Below are 18,836 nucleotides of genomic sequence, written 5' to 3'. Positions count from 1 at the left end.
TCATGCTCGACCTCGCCCATTGGGGCGTCGGCGATCCGGCCGCGCTGAAACTCGTCGACCAGCCGCCCGCCGCCGCGGTGGAGGAGGCGCGCAGCCTCCTGCGCCTGCTCGGCGCGCTCGACGAGCACGGCGCACTGACGCCGGCGGGAAAACGCATCCGCACCCTCGCACTGCCGCCGCGGCTCGCCGCGATGATCCTTCATGCCGCGGAGGACGGCGAGCAGGTCGCGGCCGCGCGGCTCGCCGTGCTCCTGACCGAGCAGGGCCTCGGCGGGACGGCTGTCGATATCGAGGAGCGCCTGCGCCGCTTCGCCAGCGAACGCGGCGAACGGGCCGAGGCGGCGCGGCGGCTGGCGCAGCGCATGGCCGAAGGGTTCGGCGCGGCGAAGGGCGGCGCCACGCCGCCGGCCGGCGCCTTGCTGCTGCATGCCTTTCCCGATCGCGTCGCCCTGCAGCGGGGCGGCCGGGGACGGTTCGTCATGGCGAACGGGCGCGGGGCGGAGCTGCCGGAGACCGAGCGGCTCGCCGGCGCGGAGATGATCGTCGTCGCCGACCTCACCGGACAGGCCGGGCGGCAGCGCATTCTCGCCGCGGCGGAGATCGACCGCGCGGATGTCGAGGCGGAGCTCGTTGCCAGCATCGTGCGGGAGGACCAGTGCGTCTTCGACCGGGCAAGCCGCCAGGTGCGCGCCCGCCGGGTCGTCCGCCTCGGGGCGATGATCCTGGAGGAAACGCCGCTTGTCCGCCCGAGCGGCCCGAAGGCGGCGCTGGCGCTCGCCGACGGGGTGCGCCAGCTCGGCCTTGCCGTGCTGCCGTTTTCCCGCGAGGCGGCGCAGCTGCGCGACCGCATCGGCTTCCTCCACCGCTCGATCGGCGCGCCCTGGCCGGATACCGGCGACGACGCGCTGCTGGCAACGCTCGACAGCTGGTTCGTGCCGTTCCAGGAAAACACCCGCGGCCTCGAGGAGGTGAAGCCGGCCAGCCTGCAGGAAGGGCTGATGGCGCTGGTGCCCTACGAGGTGCAGCGCGATCTCGCCCGGCTGGCGCCCACCCATTTCGAGGCGCCGACCGGCCAGCGCCACCCGATCCGCTATGACGGCGACGAGCCGGTGCTGGCGATCCGCGTGCAGGAGCTCTTCGGGCTGAAGCAGCATCCGGCCGTGGCGGGCGGGCGGCTGCCGCTGCTGCTCGAGCTCCACTCCCCGGCGCACCGGCTGATCCAGACGACGCGCGACCTGCCCGGCTTCTGGGCCGGCTCGTGGCGCGACGTCCGGGCGGACATGCGCGGGCGCTATCCGAAGCACCCCTGGCCGGAGGATCCGGCGGACGCCCTGCCGACGACGCGCGCCAAGCCGCGCGGGACCTGACAAGCGCGATTTCCGGCGCGTGCCGGAGGTTTCGCGCCGAGAATTGCGGAAAAACAAATCGCTCCCGGCGTTTTCACGGTTTAGGAAAGGCACTAAGCATTTCCAGCCGGAGCGAAGTCGCTTCGGCGTCGGATAATGCGGAATCTAGAGCATTTCCGACCGGAGTTCACCGGAAATGCTCTCGCGGGTTCGCGAACGGAAGGACGGCGGGATGACGGGTTACCAGGACATCGACTTCGAAGGCTCCGGCCGGCGCCTGCGCCTCGAGACGATCATCCGGCTGCGCTGGCTGGCGGTGGCCGGCCAGTCGATCACGGTCATCGTCGTCGGGCTGTGGCTCGATTTCCCGCTGCCGCTGATGCCGGCCGCCGTGCTGATCGCGCTGCTCGCGGCGGTGAACTTCTTTCTCGCCGTGCGCTTCTCGCCGACGCACCGGCTGACGCCGGCGGCCGCCTTCCGGCTGCTCGCCTTCGACCTGTGCCAGCTGACGGCGCTGCTCTTCATCACCGGCGGTCTTGCCAATCCCTTCGCGCCGCTCGTCTGCGTGCCCGTCATCATCTCCTCCTCGCTACAGCCGATCCGCTTCAGCCTGCCGCTCGGGCTGCTCTCGGTGCTCGGCATCACGGCGCTCGCCTTCACGCCCTTCCCGCTACCGTGGTTTCCCGGCACCGTGCTCGTCGTGCCGCCGATCCTGACGGCCGGCTTCTGGTTCGCCATCGTCTCGACCACGGCCTTTGCAGCCTTCTATTCCTACCGCGTGTCGCAGGAGGCGGCGGAGCTTTCCGATGCGCTGGCGGCGACCGAACTCATCCTCCAGCGCGAGAAGCACCTTTCCCAGCTCGACGGCCTGGCGGCGGCGGCGGCGCATGAGCTCGGCACGCCGCTCGCCACGATCAGCGTCGTGGCGCGCGAGATGGAGCGCGAGCTCGGCACGGACGACCGCTTCAAGGAGGACGTGCAGCTCCTGCGCAGCCAGAGCGAGCGTTGCCGCGACATCCTGCGCCGCCTCACCACGCTTTCGGCGGCGGACGAGGCGCATATGCGGGTGCTGCCGCTCTCCTCGCTGCTGGAGGAGGTGCTGGCGCCGCATCGCGAATTCGGCATCCGCCTCAACCTCGTCGAAATCGGCGAGCGCGAGAACGAGCCGGTCGGCAACCGCAATCCCGGCATTCTCTACGGCCTCGGCAACCTGCTCGAAAACGCCGTCGACCATGCGCGCGAGGAGGTGACCATCACCGTCAGCCACACGGCGGAGCGAGTGACCATCGTCATCGAGGACGACGGCGACGGCTATGCGGCGGACATCCTGCAGCGCATCGGCGATCCCTATGTCACCAAGCGCCAGCGCGACGAGCGGGCCGGCGGGCTGGGGCTGGGGCTGTTCATCGCCAAGACGCTGCTGGAACGCTCCGGCGCGAAACTGACCTTTGCCAACCGCACCGGCGACCGGCCGGGCGCGCGCGTGTCGGTCGATTGGCCGCGGGCGCGCATGGAGGCCAAGACCGCAAAATGACTTTACCCGCCCCGGCTTACGGGCGATAAGCTGATCCTCATCAAGTATGGATGACATTCGGCCACGAAAGACGAAAAATGGCAGAAAACACCGACCCCCACGCCGCAGCCGACGATATCGGGCCTGATCCTTCCCTTCTCCTCGTCGATGACGACGCGCCGTTCCTGCGCCGCCTTGCGCGCGCCATGGAGACGCGCGGCTTTACCGTCGACACGGCCGAATCGGTCGCCGAGGGCATCGCCAAGGCCAAGACCAACCCGCCGAAATTCGCCGTGGTCGATCTCCGGCTCGGCGACGGCAGCGGCCTCGACGTGATCGCCGCCATCCGCCAGCGCCGCGACGACACGCGCATCATCATGCTGACCGGCTACGGCAACATCGCGACGGCCGTGAACGCGGTGAAGCTCGGCGCGGTCGATTATCTCGCCAAGCCGGCGGATGCCGACGACATCTTCGCCGCGCTGACGCAACGCCCGGGCGAGAAGGTGGAGCTGCCGGAAAACCCGATGTCGGCGGACCGCGTGCGCTGGGAACACATCCAGCGCGTCTATGAAATGTGCGACCGCAACGTCTCCGAGACGGCCCGCCGCCTCAACATGCACCGCCGCACGCTGCAGCGCATCCTCGCCAAGCGCGCGCCGAAGTAAGAACGTCTCCGGCCGCCTCATCGGGCGCCTCGCGCCACCTTCTCCCCGCCGGGGAGAAGGAAAGAGGAGATGCCGGCACCCTCAGCAAGCTGTTTCAGACGGACATCACGCCGGCTCGTCGCGCTTTCCCGAGACGATAGCGGACATGTCCGGCCCGCCGCCCCGCGTGTCGGCGGCGAATTCCGCCAGCAGCAGCCGGCCCGCGGCGACGCGGGCGAAGGCGAAGGTGACGGATTTTCGCGTCGGCGGCGGCAGCCGGTGCTCCGGCGCCTCGCGCAGGATATGCGCGCCGTAGCCGTCGGAGAGGATCAGGCCGCAATCCTCCGGGAAGATGTCGAGCGGCACGCCCTTGTGCGTGGCGAAGAACAGCCGGTCCGAATGGCGGCGGTAGTCCGGCCATTTGCGGTCCACCCGGAAATCCTCGATCGACGTCTTGATCTCGACGATCCAGATCTCGCCCCGGTCGGAGAGGCTGATGAGGTCGGCGCGCCGGCCGCTCGCCAGCGTCAGTTCGGGCAATACCGCATGGCGCATCTCCGTCAGCATGCGCTGCACGCCGCGGCGCACCATCATCGCACGGTCGGACTGGCGTCCGTCGATCAGCGGATTGTCGTTGTGAATGGAAACGATCGTCATGGGTCAACCTCGGCGAATCGCATTCTACCCGCAAATGCGCGCCGCGAAAAAGTTAAGGGCGCTCGCTGATTCGAACGGCGCGAAAGATTTCCTTAACCGTGCCCCGCGGTTCCTGTGCGGCTTCGGGCCAGCGCTGCGGAAGACCATTGAACGGGCCGGAAAGGCGTGCTTGTCCTGTTCCGGACGCGGCGAAAGCGCCGGGCGGGCAGGTCTGTTGTTGCAAAAAAACAATCACCGGCCTTTTTGCTCAAGCGCAGGCCCGCGCCGGAGCGCACAGACTTGCATTGACCGGTTTAATCGAAAATAAACCATGATCGATGAAAGTTCCGCGGCTCGGAACTTCTTAATTTCCTATCAAGAGACTCACATGCGTTTCCGCAATGCCCTCCTTCTGTGCGGCCTCGCAGCGGCCGTCACGCTCGCCGGCTGCTCCTCCTCCTCGACCTCGCTTCCGGGCGAAAAGGTGGCGACCAACGCCATCTTCACATCGGAATATGGCCCTGTTGAGGACAACGGCTACGCCCTGCCGGGAGTCCCGATCAGCAAGGTGAACACCCGGTTCCACCGCCAGATCGTCGACTACGCGACCAGGGAAAAGCCCGGCACGATCGTCGTCAACACGCCGAACCGCTTCCTTTATTATGTGCTGCCCGGCGGCAAGGCCGTGCGCTACGGCATCGGCGTCGGCAAGGCGGGCTTCGCCTGGCAGGGCGAGGCCTACATCGCCTGGAAGCAGGAATGGCCGACCTGGCATCCGCCGGAAGAAATGGCCGCCCGCCGTCCGGACGTCGCCCGCTACGTCAAGGAAGGCATGGGCCCGGGCCTGAAGAACCCGCTCGGCGCGCGCGCCCTCTATCTCTTCAACGAGAAGGGCCAGGACACGCTGTTCCGCCTGCACGGCACGCCGGAATGGGCCTCCATCGGCACGGCCGCCTCGTCGGGCTGCATCCGCCTGATGAACCAGGACATCATCGACCTCTACAAGCGCGTGCGTCCCGGCAAGGGCGCCCGCGTCGTCGTCCAGCAGTAAGCGGAAAAGATCCGCTTAGGAAAGAAGCCGCCGGATCGCTCCGGCGGCTTCTTTTGTTTTTGCTTTGCAGCGCCCCCTGATGGGCAGCACTCCGGCCTCCCCACCGCCGTCATCCTCGGCCTTGAGCCGAGGATCCACCGCCGTGCCCGGAGCGTGGATGGTCGGGTCAAGCCCGACCATGACGGAAGAGAGGTTCGAGAAATCTTGCCGCGGGCCGATAAGAGCCGTCGGAACCACCAGCCTACGGCTTTTGCATCAGGCCGCGGCGGCCTTCAGCTCCAGGCGGCGGCGGTGCAGGACCGGCTCGGTGTAGCCGTTCGGCTGTTCGCGGCCCTTCAGCACGAGGTCGAGCGCCGCCTGGTAGGCGACCGAGCCGTCGAAATTGCCGGCCATCGGGCGATAGAGCGGGTCGCCGGCATTCTGCCCGTCGACGACGGCGGCCATGCGCTGCATCGTCTCCTCGATCTGGCCTTCCGTCACGACGCCGTGATGCAGCCAGTTGGCCATGTGCTGGGCGGAGATGCGCAGCGTGGCGCGGTCCTCCATCAGGCCGACATCGTTGATGTCCGGCACCTTGGAGCAGCCGACGCCCTGGTCGACCCAACGCACGACATAGCCGAGGATGCCCTGGGCATTGTTGTCGAGCTCGCGCTGGATCTCCTCCGGCGTCCAGTTCGGCCGGACGGCGACCGGCACCGAGAGGATGTCGGAGAGTTTCGCGCGCGGGCGGGAGCGAAGCGCGGCCTGCACCTCGGCGACATTGACCTTGTGGTAGTGCGTCGCATGCAGCGTCGCGGCCGTCGGCGAGGGAACCCAGGCGGTGTTGGCGCCGGCCTTGGGATGGGCGATCTTCTGCTCGAGCATCGCCGCCATCAGGTCGGGCATGGCCCACATGCCCTTGCCGATCTGCGCATGGCCGGACAGGCCGCATGCAAGGCCGATATCGACGTTCCAGTTCTCGTAGGCGGAAATCCAGGCGGCCTGCTTCATGTCGCCCTTGCGGATCATCGGACCCGCCTCCATCGAGGTGTGGATCTCGTCGCCCGTGCGGTCGAGGAAGCCCGTGTTGATGAAGACGACGCGCTCCCTGGCCGCGCGGATGCATTCCTTGAGGTTGACCGTCGTGCGGCGCTCCTCGTCCATGATGCCCATCTTCATGGTGTTGGGCGCCATGCCGATGGCGGCCTCGACGCGGCCGAACAGCTTTGCCGCGAAGGCGACCTCTTCCGGCCCGTGCATCTTCGGCTTGACGACATACATCGAACCTTCGCGCGAATTCTTGCGGCGACCGTTCGGGCCGACGTCGTGCAGCGCGATCAGCCCCGTCACCATGGCGTCCATGATGCCCTCCGGCACCTCGTTGCCGTCGCGGTCGCGGATCGCCGGATTGGTCATGAGGTGGCCGACATTGCGCACCAGCATCAGCGAACGGCACTTGACCTCGAAGGGCGAGCCGTCCGGCGCGGTATAGGTGAAGTCGCTGTAGAGCTTGCGCTCGACCGTCTCGCCGCCCTTCTGGAAGGTCTCCTTCAGGTCGCCCTTCATCAGGCCGAGCCAGTTGCGGTAGACGAGGACCTTGTCCTCGGCATCGACGGCCGCGACCGAATCCTCGCAGTCCATGATCGTCGTCAGCGCCGCCTCGACATTGACGCCGGCAATGCCCGCCGGATCGGTCTTGCCGATCTGCCAGTCGCGGTTGATCAGGATCTCGATGCCGAGGCCGTTGTTCTTGAGCAGGACATGGCGCCAGCCGTCCTTGCCTTCCGCATGGCCGGCATACTGTTCCGGCCGCTTCAGCGAAACGGCGCGGTCGCCGGCGGCAAGGCGCAGCTCCGCCCCCGCCTCGATGCCGGTGAGGTCGGCCCAGCGGGCGCCTTCCAGCGGAACCGCCTCGTCGAGGAAGGCCTTGGCCCAGGCGATGACCTTCTCGCCGCGCTTGGGATTGTAGCCCTTGCCCTTTTCCGCGCCGTCCGTTTCCGGGATCGCATCCGTGCCGTAGAGCGCATCGTAGAGCGAGCCCCAGCGCGCATTGGCCGCGTTCAGCGCATAGCGCGCATTCATGACGGGAACGACGAGCTGCGGGCCGGCGAGGCTGGCGATCTCGGGATCGACATTGTCGGTCGTCACCTTGAAGTCGTCGCCCTCCGGCAGGAGGTAGCCGATCTCGCGCAGGAAGGCCTCGTAGGCCGCCATGTCCGCCGGCGCGCCGTTGGCGCGATACCAGGCGTCGATCTTCTCCTGCAGCGCGTCGCGCTTGGCCAGCAGCGCGCGGTTTTCCGGCGCAAGGTCGTGCACGATGGCGGAGAACTCATCGAAGAAACGCGCAGCGTCCACGCCCGTGCCGGGAAGCGCCTCCGTGACGATGAAATCATAAAGGTCGCGGTCGATCGAAAGACCGGCTTTCTCGATATAGGTCATGTAAAAACTCCGAATGACGGGACGAGGGGGGAGTATCCCGAATGCTGCCACTTTCCGGAGACGGGCATGCATAGTCAATTCGGCAATGACATAAAGAATTTATTCCCGTTCGGATAAAATCATACGATAGGCACGCGATAACCGCCCCGAAAGGCGGCCAGGCGGGGCCGAAAGACGGAAGAACGTCAGCTCTCGTGCGCGATGCGCGGCCGGCCGCTGGCGATCGCCGTGAAGCGCGCCTCCATGAGCTTGCGGCGGCCCTCCACCTCCGGCGCGTCGATCTCCTCGGTGAGCGTCACCGCCGGCTCGTCCGCGCCGTTGATCCGCGCGGCGGTGAGCGCCGCCGTCATGGCCCGCTCCTTCGCCAGCGCGAAGGCCTCGCCTTCGTCGATGAAGCGCACGCTCTCGCCCGTGCCGCCGACGATGAAGATGCCCTCTTCCGGCATGGTCACGAACACCGTGACCATGCTGCGCACCTGGCCGACCACGGCGCCGACCGCATTGGCAACGCCGGCGTCCGCGGGGATGGCCGATTCGGCGCCGAGCATGTCGGCGATGGCGGGATAATAGACCGGCGCCGAGGCGCCGAGGCCAACGAGCGGCCGGTCGAGCGCGACGCGGAACTGCACGATGCCGGGCACGCGGTGCAGCGCGCGGTCGATCGTCAGCGAGTTGACCGGATCGATCGCCCCCGCCCCGTCGTCGGCAAGGCAGGCCGACAGGATGACATCGGCCGACTGCCGGGTGAGGCGATCGACGAGGACGCGCGCCAGCGCCTCGGGGCTGTCGGCGATCGGCCGGCCGGAACCGTCCCGCGTGCGGGCGGCGATCTCCAGCCCGAGGCGGGCGGCCGCCGCATCCCACTGGCCCTGCCCGCCGAGCACATGCATGGCGTCGGACGGCGTGATGCCGCAGATATGCACGAGGCTGCGGGCGACCAGCCGGTCGAGCGTCACCTTCTGCAGCATGGTGGCGAGCAGCCCTTCCAGCGGCAGCGGCACCATGCCGATCTTCTCGTAGAGCGCCTGTTCCTGCGGCTGGAGGCCGCTCGCCAGCCGCTCCGGCACGCCGGTGCGCACGGCGAAGCGGCCGTCGTGCCGCCCGGCATGGGGCGCGCGCAGCTGGCGCTCCAGCACCGGGACGATCGCGCCCGGATGCAGCGCCGAGGCAAGGCTCAGCGGCATGAAGCGGCGCGGCCCGAGTTCGATCTTCGCCTTGAGGCCGCGGTCGTTGATGCGCACCTCCGAATCGCCGCCGAGGCCGAAGGTGCGCATGGCGACCGCCTCGACCATGGTGCGATAGCCGCCGACGACGGCGCCTTCCGCGTCGAGCTTCGGCCGCCCGCCGTCGAGCACCGCCACGTCCGTCGTCGTGCCGCCGATATCGGAGACGACGGCATTGTCGAGTCCGGTCAGGTGCCGCGCGCCGACGAGGCTGGCCGCCGGGCCGGACAGGATCGTCTCGATCGGCCGCAGCCGCGCCTCGGCCGCCGAGATCAGCGCCCCGTCGCCGCGCACCACCATCATCGGCACATGGATGCGGCGCCGGTCGAGATAGTCCTCGCAGGCGCCGATCAGCCGGTCGATCATCGAGACGAGGCGGGCATTGAGCAGCGTCGTCAGCGCCCGGCGCGGCCCGCCGAGCTTGGAGGAGAGTTCGTGGCTGCAGGTGACGGGCAGGTGCGAGACCTCGCGGATGCGCGCGCGCACCCGCTCCTCGTGCGCCGGGTTGCGCACGGCGAAATAGCCGGCGACGGCGAAGGAGGAGACGGTCTCGGCCAGGACCGGCAGGGCGTCGTCGAGCGCCGTCATGTCGAGCGCCGTCTCGTCGCCATGCACATTGTGCCCGCCGGGCAGGAACAGCACGGGATCGTTGCCGAGCGCATCGGCAAGGCCGTCGCGCTTCAGGTCCTCGGGGCTAAAGCCGATCATCACCAGGCCGGCGCGGCCGCCCTGCCCTTCCACCAGCGCGTTGGTCGCCAGCGTGGTGGAGAGCGAGACGAGGCCGATCGCCGAAACGGGGGCCTTGGCCGCCTCCAGCACCGCTTCGACGGCGCCGGAAATGCCGACCGAGAGATCGTGGCGGGTGGTGAGCGCCTTGGCGCGGGCGACGACGCCGGCGGTTTCACTGTAGAGCACGGCGTCCGTGTAGGTGCCGCCGGTATCGATGCCGAGTAACAAATGGTCTGCCACGAGAATTCTTCCGTACCGCCCGCCGTCTCTTTTCAAAGCGCGCCGTGAATGGTGTTATTGCCTATGGTGTTATGACATGTCCGCGCCGAATGCCACCATTCCACCGGCGGCATGCGATGAAAGAACGAGGAGCCTATCCAGTGATCGACCCCACCCTGCGAAAGCCGTTTCTGGCCGCCCTTTTCCTTGGCGCCGCGCTTCTGGCCGGCAGCCAGCCCGCAACCGCCCAGGAAGACGATGACGAGGAGCAATACCAGGCGCAGATCCCGGATGTCTCGATCTACAAGGCGATGCTGGATGCCAACAAGCAGACGGGCTGGGTGCAGTTCCGCAACTTCGCCGACCAGCAGCTCATCTATTTCACGAGCCTGCAGACCATGCATTGCCGCCTGTCGGAGATCCGCTACTCGATCAACAACGACACGCTGGACCAGCGCTTCCCGCTGGCCAAATGCGATCCCGAACTGCCGTTCAACCTGCCCTCGGACGACACGCAGAACTGGATCTATATCAACCTGAAGCCGGGCGAGGCGGAAACCATCGCCGTCCAGGCGGTCTGGGACGACGGCAGCGGCAGCGAGATCGTCGTCTACCAGCCCTGCAAGAACCCGGAAGCGACCTGCGCCTCGATCAAGACGATCAAGAAGGCGAAGAAGCGGGTCGACGAGCCCTCGCCCGCAACGCCAGTCCGCTAGCGGGTTGCAGAAGACGGCGCGGATGATCCCGAGCTTCGAGGGCGGGCGGGACCGGCTCGTCTTGGCGAACGTGAACCGGGAGGCAGGCCAGATTCGGAGCGAGGCCCGCAGGCTTGCAGCGGCCTTTCGCCGGGTGCTGCGAAAAACTACAGCAGACCCTCAAGTTCCGCCAGCTTGTCGTTGATCAGCCAGCCGTAATAGTTCTCTTCCGGCCAGGTCACCTCGCCCGCGGCGCGGCGCGCGGCAAAGGCGGCAGCGCGCGCATCGGGATTGCCGATATTGTAGAGCGTCGCCGTCACGCCGGGATTCTTCGAAATATCGACGCCGGCGATCTTCCTGTAGGCGTCGATCGAGCGGCGGATCGAGGCGGCCATGTAGGCAAGCGAGATGTCGGGATCCATGATCGCCTGGTAGACGCCGGCCGCATCCTTCTCGTCGAGACGGTCATAGCCGGAAATGCGCGCCACGTCGTCGGTCAGCGTCAGCGCCGTCAGCGGGTTGATCTGGCCGAGGCCGAAGGTCTGGCCGGCATAGAAGGGCTGGAAGAACACCGCGCTGAAGCGGTTGTTCGGGAAGGACGTGCCGCCGACCGTGCGGCCCTTGAAGGTCTTGTTCCAGACCGTCTCGCGGCAGGTCCAGAGGGCGTAGGAGCCCTTCTTGTCCGCGCATTTGGCAAATTCCGGCCGGTCGACGAAATCGGCGACGTTCTCGCCGTCATAGGCGAAGCGGAACGAGCCGGTATAGGACGCCGCCTTCACATAGTAGCTCTGCAGGCGGTCATAGGCATCGACATTGTAGGTGTGCTCGCCGACGATCGCGCCGACCATGTGGATGGGGGCGATGCCGTACTTGCCCGCCACCGCCTTGATCTTGCCGGTCAGCTGGCGATCGTTGGCGATGAGATCGCGCACCTTCTCGTATTTGGCGTCGAAGGAGGTCTTGCCCGCCTTGGTGCGGCGCGTGGAGGCACCCGGGATCTGCGGCTGCTCGGCATTGCGGTTGCCGGCGGGCACCATGTCGATGGCCAGCGCCAGCGTCTGGTCCTGAACAAAAAGGGCGGCTGCAAGGGCAAGCACGGAAATGAGCTGTCGCACGGGTCCGGTTCCGTCTTCTCGTGATGTCGGCATGGCGAGACCGATGCAACGCAAACATGTCGGAATGATGCCAAAACGCGTGCAATGCCTAGGCCGCACGGTCCCTTCTGTCGAGAGGCCCCGCCTGCAAAAGTCCGGCACCGGCGGCCGCAAGAGCGGCCACCGGTGCGGAAACGTCACAGAATGTAGCGCGACAGGTCGGTATTGGCCGCAAGCGCCCCGACATGCTTCTTCACATAGTCGGCGTCGATGAGGAGCTTGTTGCCGCCCTTGTCCGGCGCCTCGAAGGAGATCTCGTCGAGCACCCGCTCCATCACCGTCTGCAGCCGCCGCGCGCCGATGTTCTCGACGCTCGCATTGAGCTGCACCGCCACATCGGCCAGCGCGTCGATGCCGTCCTCGGTGAAGTCGAGCTCGACGCTTTCCGTCGCCATCAGCGCCTTGTACTGCCGGATGAGGCTCGCCTCCGTCTCCGTGAGGATGCGACGGAAGTCCTCCTTGGTCAGCGCGCGCAGCTCGACGCGGATCGGCAGGCGGCCCTGCAGCTCGGGCAGGAGATCCGAGGGCTTGGAGACATGGAAGGCGCCGGAGGCGATGAAGAGGATGTGATCCGTCTTGACCGGCCCGTATTTGGTGGCGACCGTCGTGCCCTCGACGAGCGGCAGGAGGTCGCGCTGCACGCCCTCGCGGGACACACCCGCGCCCATGCCGCCGTCGCGCGCGGCGATCTTGTCGATCTCGTCGATGAAGACGATGCCGTCGTTCTCCGCCGAGCGGATGGCCTCGCGCTGGATCTGCTCGTTGTCGAGCAGCTTGTCGGATTCGTCGTCGATCAGGATCTTGTAGGAATCCTTGACCGTCGTCTTCACCTTCTTGGTGCGCCCGCCCATCGCCTTGCCGAACATCTCGGAAAGGTTGAGAACGCCGATATTGGCGCCGGGCATGCCGGGGATCTCGAAACCGCCGGGCAGGCCGCCGCCCGTATCGGCGACGTCGATCTCGATGTCCTTGTCGTCCAGCTCGTTGCCCCGCAGCTTCCTGCGGAAACTGTCGCGCGTCGCCGGCGAGGCCGTCGCGCCGACGAGCGCGTCGAGCACCCGTTCCTCGGCATTCGCATGGGCCTTGGCCGTCACCTCGGCACGCTTCTTCTCGCGCACCAGGCCGATGCCGACCTCGACGAGGTCGCGCACGATCTGCTCGACATCGCGGCCGACATAGCCGACCTCGGTGAACTTGGTAGCCTCGACCTTAACGAAGGGCGCGCCGGCGAGCTTGGCGAGGCGCCGGGAGATCTCAGTCTTGCCGACGCCGGTCGGGCCGATCATCAGGATGTTCTTCGGCATCACCTCGTCGCGCAGGTCCGGTTCCAGCTGGTGGCGGCGCCAGCGGTTGCGCAGCGCGATGGCGACGGCGCGCTTGGCGTCGTGCTGGCCGATGATGTAGCGGTCGAGTTCGGAAACGATCTCGCGGGGGGAAAAGTTGGTCATGATGTCTCGTTCGCTTTCGGGTCGAATTGCATGATCAGCACGTCGTCGCCGGTGCGGCCCAGGAGCTTTTCCACCGGCCGGAAGCCGGCTTTTTCATAGGCGCGAACCGCACGGGCGTTGGCGGGATCGGGATCGATGATGATGGTCTCGTGGCCGAGGCCGCGAAGACGGGCGACGAAGGCGATGAGCGCCGCCGAGCCGATGCCGGTGGAGAGCCTGTCCACCTCGCCGATCGAAAGATCGACGCCGACGGCCTCCTGCGGCAGCTCGAGAAGCCAGGGATTGTCCTTCGTCCACGCCTCGTTCTGGTGATGGCCGAGAAACCAGTATTGTATGTAGCCGACCGGCTTTCCGTCGAGCATGATGAGGAAGGGACGGGTCGTGTCCTTTCCCTCCACCATGTCGCGGATGAAGCCGAGCTCCTCTTCCGGATCGCCCCACCATTCGCGCATGTGCGGCCTGTTCAGCCATGCGTGAAGCAGCGGGTAGTGCCCTTCCCCGACGGGTGAAAAGCCGATCCGGGCGGGATCAATCGGCATCCAGCGTCTCCACCACGACATTCTGGTTGGTGTAGACGCAGATGTCGCCGGCGATCTGCATGGCGCGGCGCGCGATCTCTTCCGCCGACTTGTCCGTGTCCATCAGCGCCCGGGCCGCGGCATAGGCATAGTTGCCGCCCGAGCCGATCGCCATGGTGCCGTGTTCCGGCTCCAGCACGTCGCCATTGCCGGTCAGCGCCAGGGTGACGGACTTGTCGGCGACCAGCATCATCGCCTCGAGGCGGCGCAGATAGCGGTCGGTGCGCCAGTCCTTGGCAAGCTCGACGGCCGCGCGCATCAGCTGGTCAGGATATTGCTCGAGCTTGGCTTCGAGCCGTTCGAGCAGCGTGAAGGCATCGGCCGTCGCGCCGGCGAAACCGGCGATCACGTCGCCCTTGGCAAGGCGGCGGACCTTGCGCGCATTGCCCTTCATCACGGTCTGGCCAAGGCTCACCTGGCCGTCGCCCGCCATCACCACCTTGCCGTCCTTGCGGACGGTGATGATCGTCGTGGCGTGCATGGAAGCGTAGGGATTGTGTTCACTCATTCGATAGACCTCAAAGGCCCTTTTGGGGCGGGGACGCCGCCTGCGCGGCGGCTTCGTTGTGTCCTATGTAAGCAGCGGTTTGAAGATTGCAAACAGAGGGTGAGCCGATGGCGAAAGGGCCTGAAGCAACAAGGACGTGCGCAAGCCCACGAAAGACAAGGCCCCCGCCAAAGCCTCCCGATCTTCGATACGCAAGTGAAGCACGGCGACAGCGCGAAGAAGAAGTGAACTGCGGCGGCGAACGGGAACGTCGGCCGCGTCGGCCAATGACGGTGCCGCCCCTCACCCTAACCCTCTCCCCGCAAGCGGGGAGAGGGGACTTGCCCCACTGAGCGTGAGAGGGGTGGAAACCATCCCGGCATATCCCTTCGCCCCGCTTGCGGGGAGAAGGTGGCGGCAGCCGGATGAGGGGCGAATCACGCCGTTCGCGGCGCTTTTCCAGAAAAGTCCCGGACCGATTTTCCCCACCCCCCAAAACACACCTTATCCTGGCCTTCCTTCTGCCGCCGGACGGATCGCGTAACGTGTCGATGCGGGCGGGAGGAGGCGCTTTCGATTTCCGCCGAAACGTACGGCGGGAACGAAAGAGGCGTGGAGCGTCGTGGTGATCCATGGCCTTTCCCGTGCTCACGGGATCGGGCCGGCGGGTGAGCGCGGCGTCAGAGGCTTCCCCCTTCCCCGGGTCGCGGGGTCGGCTTGGGTCCGCCATGCAAGCAGGATGGCAGCGCCTGTCCCCGAAAAGTGCGGAACGCGGTTTTCGGAAAAGGCACAGGCGCCAACAAACTGCGCAGCGAAGCCCTACCATGCCTGAAGGAGGATGAGACCGCCTCCGAAGAACGCCTGGGCCGCGCGAAAGCGAAGCCGCACCATACCCATTTCCAGAGGCAACGCTTTCGCGCGGTTCTCCGGACGAGGGCAATTCCGGCAAAAGCGCGAAGCGGTTTGGGTCGGAATTGCGAAAACAACGACGTTCCATCACCCCGGCGGCGCGCCGCGCGGGCCGTTTCCCCTTGCGCCGGAAACCCTCGAAAGACTGGCCTTTTGTGAAGAGCCCTGTTAAGGAGCGGCGACACTCTACCGGAGACAGCAATGAGCCGCACTGCCAGCGTTTCGCGCAAGACGAACGAGACCTCCGTCGCCGTCACCGTCAATATCGACGGCACCGGCACGTCGAGCATTTCGACGGGTGTCGGTTTCTTCGATCATATGCTCGACCAGCTGTCGCGCCATTCGCTCATCGACATGGACATCAAGACCGAGGGTGACCTCCATGTCGACGACCACCATACCGTTGAAGACACCGGCATCGCCATCGGCCAGGCCATCGCCAAGGCGCTCGGCGACCGGCGCGGCATCACGCGCTACGCCTCGCTCGACCTTGCCATGGACGAGACGATGACCCGCGCCGCCGTGGACGTGTCGGGCCGGCCCTTCCTCGTCTGGAACGTCGCCTTCTCCGCCCCGAAGATCGGCAGCTTCGACACCGAGCTGGTGCGCGAGTTCTTCAACGCGCTCGCCCAGCACGCCGGCATCACGCTGCATATCCAGAACATCTACGGCGCGAACAACCATCATATCTCGGAGACCTGCTTCAAGGCCGTCGCGCGCGTGCTGCGCACCGCGACCGAGATCGATCCCCGCCAGGCGGGCCGCGTTCCCTCGACGAAGGGTTCGCTGGCCTGAAGCAATTCCAGCAGAAGTGTGCAGCGGTTTTGCATCCGGGATTGCATAGGAAATAATAGCTGGAGGCCGTCATGGCCACGTTCCTCGTTCTGATACCGCCGGGCGCTGCGTCCGGAGACGAAAAAGCCCGGATCATCCGGGACCGCTTTTCCTGGATCGCGCTCTTCCTGCCGGTCCTCTGGCTGCTCTGGCATCGCGCCTGGCTCGCCGCCGCGCTCGCCTTCGCCGTGCAGTCGCTCGGCTCGGCCGTCGCCGATCATCCGCTCTTCGGCCTTGCCGGCCTCGGCATCTGCCTTGCCACCAATCTCCTCGTCGCGCTCGAAGGCCCCTCGATGGTCGTCGCCGGCCTCACGCGCCGCGGCTGGACGGTCGATGCGGTGATCACGGCCGACGACCGCGCCACCGCCGAGGAGATCTACTACATGCAAACCCCGGCCGGCGAGGCAGGGGCGCGTGAAAGCGTCCTCCTGCCGGCCTCCGAAACCTCCCCGCGCCGGCACGCTCCCATGCTCGGCCTCGTCGGTTTCAAGGAAGGACGCTGAGAATGCGCGTTGCAATCATCGACTACGGCTCGGGCAACCTGCGCTCGGCCACCAAGGCCTTCGAGCGCGCCGCCCGCGAGGCCGGCATTGCCGCCGAAATCGACCTCACCGACAAGGCCGAGCGCGTCGCCGCCGCCGACCGCATCGTGCTGCCCGGCGTCGGCGCCTATGCCGACTGCCGCCGCGGCCTCGACGCCGTGCCCGGCATGGTCGAGGCGCTTCGCGACACCGTCGAGGCGAAGGCCCGGCCCTTCCTCGGCATCTGCGTCGGCATGCAGCTCATGTCCTCGCGCGGCCTCGAAAAGACCATCACGGAAGGCCTCGGCTGGATCAGCGGCGACGTCGTCCGGATGACGCCGGACGATCCGGCGCTGAAGATTCCGCAGATCGGCTGGAACACGCTCACCCGCCGATACGCGCACCCGCTCTTCGAGGGCATCCCGGAGACGCTGCACGCCTATTTCGTGCACTCCTACCACCTCGCCGCCGAAAACCCGGACGACGTGGTCGCGACCGTCGACTATGGCGGCCCGATGACCGCCTTCGTCGCGAGCGGCAACAAGGCGGGCGCACAGTTCCATCCGGAAAAGAGCCAGGCGCTCGGCCTTTCCCTCATCAGCAATTTCCTGCGCTGGAAGCCCTGACATGATCCTCTTTCCCGCCATCGACCTGAAGGACGGCCAGTGCGTTCGCCTGAAACTCGGCGACATGGACCAGGCCACCGTCTACAATCCCGATCCGGCCGCCCAGGCGAAAGCCTTCGAGGACCAGGGCTTCGAATGGCTGCACGTCGTCGATCTCAACGGCGCCTTCGCGGGGGAAAGCGTCAACGGCGCCGCCGTCGACGCCATCCTCAAGGCGACGAAGAACCCCGTGCAGCTCGGCGGCGGCATCCGCACGCTCGACCATATCGAAAGCTGGCTGTCGCGCGGGCTTTCCCGCGTCATCCTCGGCACGGTCGCCGTGCGCGATCCGGCGCTGGTCATCGAGGCCTGCAAAAAATTCCCCGGCAAGGTCGCCGTCGGCATCGACGCCAAGGGCGGCAAGGTGGCCGTAGAGGGCTGGGCGGAGGCGTCCGAACTCGGCGTCATCGAGCTTGCCAGGAAATTCGAGGGCGCCGGCGTCGCCGCGATCATCTACACCGACATCGACCGCGACGGCATCCTGACCGGCATCAACTGGACCTCGACGCTGGAACTCGCCGACACCGTCGCCATCCCCGTCATCGCCTCCGGGGGCCTTGCCTCGATGGACGACATCCGCCGCCTCGTCGCCCCCGACGCCCGCAAGCTCGAAGGCGCGATTTCCGGCCGGGCGCTCTATGACGGGCGCATCGATCCCGCGGAAGCGCTCGCCATGATCCGCAACGCCAGATTGGCTAAGTGATTCGTAGGACTCGTTTTTTCGCGTTTGTCAATATAACCTTGACGTTCGCAGTTTGTTCGACTATATTTAGATTAAATGGACAGGGGGTTGTTCCCAGTCGGCGTCTGGCCTCGGTTTATCCGAGGCCTTTCGCTTTCAGGGAAATGTTTTGAGCCCGTAGCCTTTCACCAGCCCTGTTGCACTTCTGCGAAACTTACGCTGGATGATGTCATAGGCCCGGTTCGGCTGATTTGGGCGCAGTTCGGCCAACCCAATCGGGCGGGCGATCAAATCAGAAATCTGAAGTCCGCTTGAATTCGCCGCTTTATCCAGAAACTGGATATCAAGGCAGTTGATCTTTATTCCCTTAAAGTTTCCGCCATCACAGATTCGGCGAAACTCCAGTTCTATCGAAGCGTCTTCCTTTTTTCCCCGCCTCTCAAATATGCAGTATGTTGTGCGTTCGGCCTGTCCTTTTTCGATGAGGAAGCGGTGGAGACGTTCAAGGCAAAACTGCAAGCTCATCTCATAAGGATTGTCCGGCGTCCTGTATCGCCCGTTCAATTTTTCCTTATTGATAACCGTTGCGATCACAGTGAACTCCGACTCGCTGATGAGCGTGTTCACATCACTGTGGAATCGAGCGCGCTTTTCTTCATTCTGCAGAAACTTGAAAGGCACCTGCTGCTGCCGAATCTCGCGTTCATGAAACACCACCGCATCATGGCCAAACCAGCGGAACTTCAATCGCTGAAAATTAGGGACTGTGTGTGTGACATAGCTTTCTTTTTCGAATATGCAGAACGCCAAAACAAATATCGGATAGTGCGGGGATATTTGCGCGAGATTGTGATCCCCACTTTCGTCGATGTAGACAATGTAGTCACTAAACATTCGCCTGGCCCACTACAATCAGCGCGAGAGTAGCAGATACAATATGACCCTCAAAGCCCGTGTCATCCCCTCCCTCGACGTGAAGGACGACCCGCGACGCCCGCAGCCGCAGCGCGGCGAGGACGCGCAAAGCAAAAAGAAGGAGGCCGTCCTTTGACCCTCAAGGCCCGCGTCATCCCCTGCCTCG

Annotated in this window: 17 protein-coding genes (1 of these 17 only partly in view); 9 read left to right on the top strand and 8 right to left on the bottom strand. The window is 66.0% G+C overall.

The annotated features are described in order from the left end of the window. The 3 genes from hrpB to AABF56_RS19250 all read left to right on the top strand — a co-directional run. Window positions 1–1,367: the 3' portion of an ATP-dependent helicase HrpB gene (hrpB, locus tag AABF56_RS19260; protein ID WP_272807180.1), read on the top strand. The gene continues 1,102 nt to the left of window position 1, outside the view; the window shows 1,367 of its 2,469 coding nt (coding positions 1,103–2,469); its start codon lies beyond the left edge, outside the window; it ends in the stop codon at window positions 1,365–1,367. Window positions 1,368–1,578: 211 nt separating this feature from the next. Further along, complete coding sequence (locus AABF56_RS19255) at window positions 1,579–2,880, top strand: ActS/PrrB/RegB family redox-sensitive histidine kinase (protein WP_244770814.1); 1,302 nt, start codon at window positions 1,579–1,581, stop codon at window positions 2,878–2,880. Window positions 2,881–2,957: 77 nt separating this feature from the next. Further along, the gene (locus tag AABF56_RS19250) at window positions 2,958–3,527 is read left to right on the top strand and encodes an ActR/PrrA/RegA family redox response regulator transcription factor (protein WP_272807179.1); all 570 of its coding nucleotides are present in this window, start codon (window positions 2,958–2,960) and stop codon (window positions 3,525–3,527) included. Between the two features lie 105 nt (window positions 3,528–3,632). Here the strand turns inward: AABF56_RS19250 and AABF56_RS19245 are convergent, their stop codons facing one another. Next, a complete protein-coding gene (locus tag AABF56_RS19245) occupies window positions 3,633–4,163 on the bottom strand; it encodes an MmcB family DNA repair protein (protein ID WP_272807178.1) in 531 nt (176 codons plus the stop codon). A 367-nt stretch (window positions 4,164–4,530) separates the two neighbouring features. On the opposite strand from AABF56_RS19245, the gene AABF56_RS19240 reads away from it, so the two are divergent. Then, a complete protein-coding gene (locus tag AABF56_RS19240) occupies window positions 4,531–5,193 on the top strand; it encodes a L,D-transpeptidase (RefSeq protein WP_272807177.1) in 663 nt (220 codons plus the stop codon). Between the two features lie 255 nt (window positions 5,194–5,448). On the opposite strand, the gene AABF56_RS19235 is transcribed toward AABF56_RS19240, so the two are convergent. Together AABF56_RS19235 and AABF56_RS19230 are read right to left on the bottom strand one after the other, a co-directional pair. Further along, window positions 5,449–7,611, bottom strand: coding sequence for a malate synthase G (locus tag AABF56_RS19235; protein WP_272807176.1), 2,163 nt, complete (start codon window positions 7,609–7,611; stop codon window positions 5,449–5,451). Window positions 7,612–7,796: 185 nt separating this feature from the next. After that, complete coding sequence (locus AABF56_RS19230) at window positions 7,797–9,803, bottom strand: hydantoinase/oxoprolinase family protein (protein ID WP_272807175.1); 2,007 nt, start codon at window positions 9,801–9,803, stop codon at window positions 7,797–7,799. Between the two features lie 140 nt (window positions 9,804–9,943). On the opposite strand from AABF56_RS19230, the gene AABF56_RS19225 reads away from it, so the two are divergent. Further along, entirely contained in the window at window positions 9,944–10,498 is a 555-nt protein-coding gene (locus tag AABF56_RS19225; RefSeq protein WP_272807174.1) for a hypothetical protein, read from the top strand. A gap of 146 nt (window positions 10,499–10,644) precedes the next feature. On the opposite strand, the gene AABF56_RS19220 is transcribed toward AABF56_RS19225, so the two are convergent. From AABF56_RS19220 to hslV, 4 genes are all read right to left on the bottom strand, one after another. Further along, window positions 10,645–11,592 (bottom strand): DUF1402 family protein, encoded by a 948-nt coding sequence (locus AABF56_RS19220; RefSeq protein ID WP_272807173.1) that lies wholly within the window; start codon window positions 11,590–11,592, stop codon window positions 10,645–10,647. A gap of 176 nt (window positions 11,593–11,768) precedes the next feature. Further along, complete coding sequence (hslU, locus tag AABF56_RS19215) at window positions 11,769–13,079, bottom strand: ATP-dependent protease ATPase subunit HslU (protein WP_244770806.1); 1,311 nt, start codon at window positions 13,077–13,079, stop codon at window positions 11,769–11,771. Beyond that, a complete protein-coding gene (locus tag AABF56_RS19210; RefSeq protein ID WP_272807172.1) occupies window positions 13,076–13,618 on the bottom strand; it encodes a GNAT family N-acetyltransferase in 543 nt (180 codons plus the stop codon). Before AABF56_RS19210 ends, hslU begins: the two co-directional genes overlap by 4 nt. Further along, a complete protein-coding gene (gene hslV, locus AABF56_RS19205) occupies window positions 13,608–14,165 on the bottom strand; it encodes an ATP-dependent protease subunit HslV (protein ID WP_244770804.1) in 558 nt (185 codons plus the stop codon). Before hslV ends, AABF56_RS19210 begins: the two co-directional genes overlap by 11 nt. A 1,089-nt stretch (window positions 14,166–15,254) precedes the next feature. On the opposite strand from hslV, the gene hisB reads away from it, so the two are divergent. From hisB to hisA, 4 genes are all read left to right on the top strand, one after another. Beyond that, window positions 15,255–15,848 carry an imidazoleglycerol-phosphate dehydratase HisB gene (gene hisB / locus AABF56_RS19200; RefSeq protein ID WP_244770803.1) on the top strand — a complete coding sequence of 198 codons (594 nt, stop codon included), beginning with the start codon at window positions 15,255–15,257 and terminating at the stop codon, window positions 15,846–15,848. 71 nt (window positions 15,849–15,919) lie between these two features. Further along, window positions 15,920–16,390 (top strand): DUF2628 domain-containing protein, encoded by a 471-nt coding sequence (locus tag AABF56_RS19195; protein WP_272807171.1) that lies wholly within the window; start codon window positions 15,920–15,922, stop codon window positions 16,388–16,390. Between the two features lie 2 nt (window positions 16,391–16,392). Beyond that, the gene (gene hisH, locus AABF56_RS19190) at window positions 16,393–17,034 is read left to right on the top strand and encodes an imidazole glycerol phosphate synthase subunit HisH (protein ID WP_272807170.1); all 642 of its coding nucleotides are present in this window, start codon (window positions 16,393–16,395) and stop codon (window positions 17,032–17,034) included. Window position 17,035: 1 nt separating this feature from the next. After that, window positions 17,036–17,776, top strand: coding sequence for a 1-(5-phosphoribosyl)-5-[(5-phosphoribosylamino)methylideneamino]imidazole-4-carboxamide isomerase (gene hisA / locus AABF56_RS19185; RefSeq protein ID WP_272807169.1), 741 nt, complete (start codon window positions 17,036–17,038; stop codon window positions 17,774–17,776). A gap of 135 nt (window positions 17,777–17,911) precedes the next feature. Here the strand turns inward: hisA and AABF56_RS19180 are convergent, their stop codons facing one another. Beyond that, window positions 17,912–18,649 (bottom strand): DUF3800 domain-containing protein, encoded by a 738-nt coding sequence (locus tag AABF56_RS19180; protein ID WP_244770798.1) that lies wholly within the window; start codon window positions 18,647–18,649, stop codon window positions 17,912–17,914. Window positions 18,650–18,836: the final 187 nt, after the last annotated feature.

This window comes from Shinella sp. WSC3-e (assembly GCF_945994535.1).
GTDB classification, from domain to species: Bacteria; Pseudomonadota; Alphaproteobacteria; order Rhizobiales; family Rhizobiaceae; genus Shinella; species Shinella yambaruensis.
Note: the sequence above shows the minus strand (reverse complement) of the source record. Positions and strands in the feature narration are given on the sequence as shown.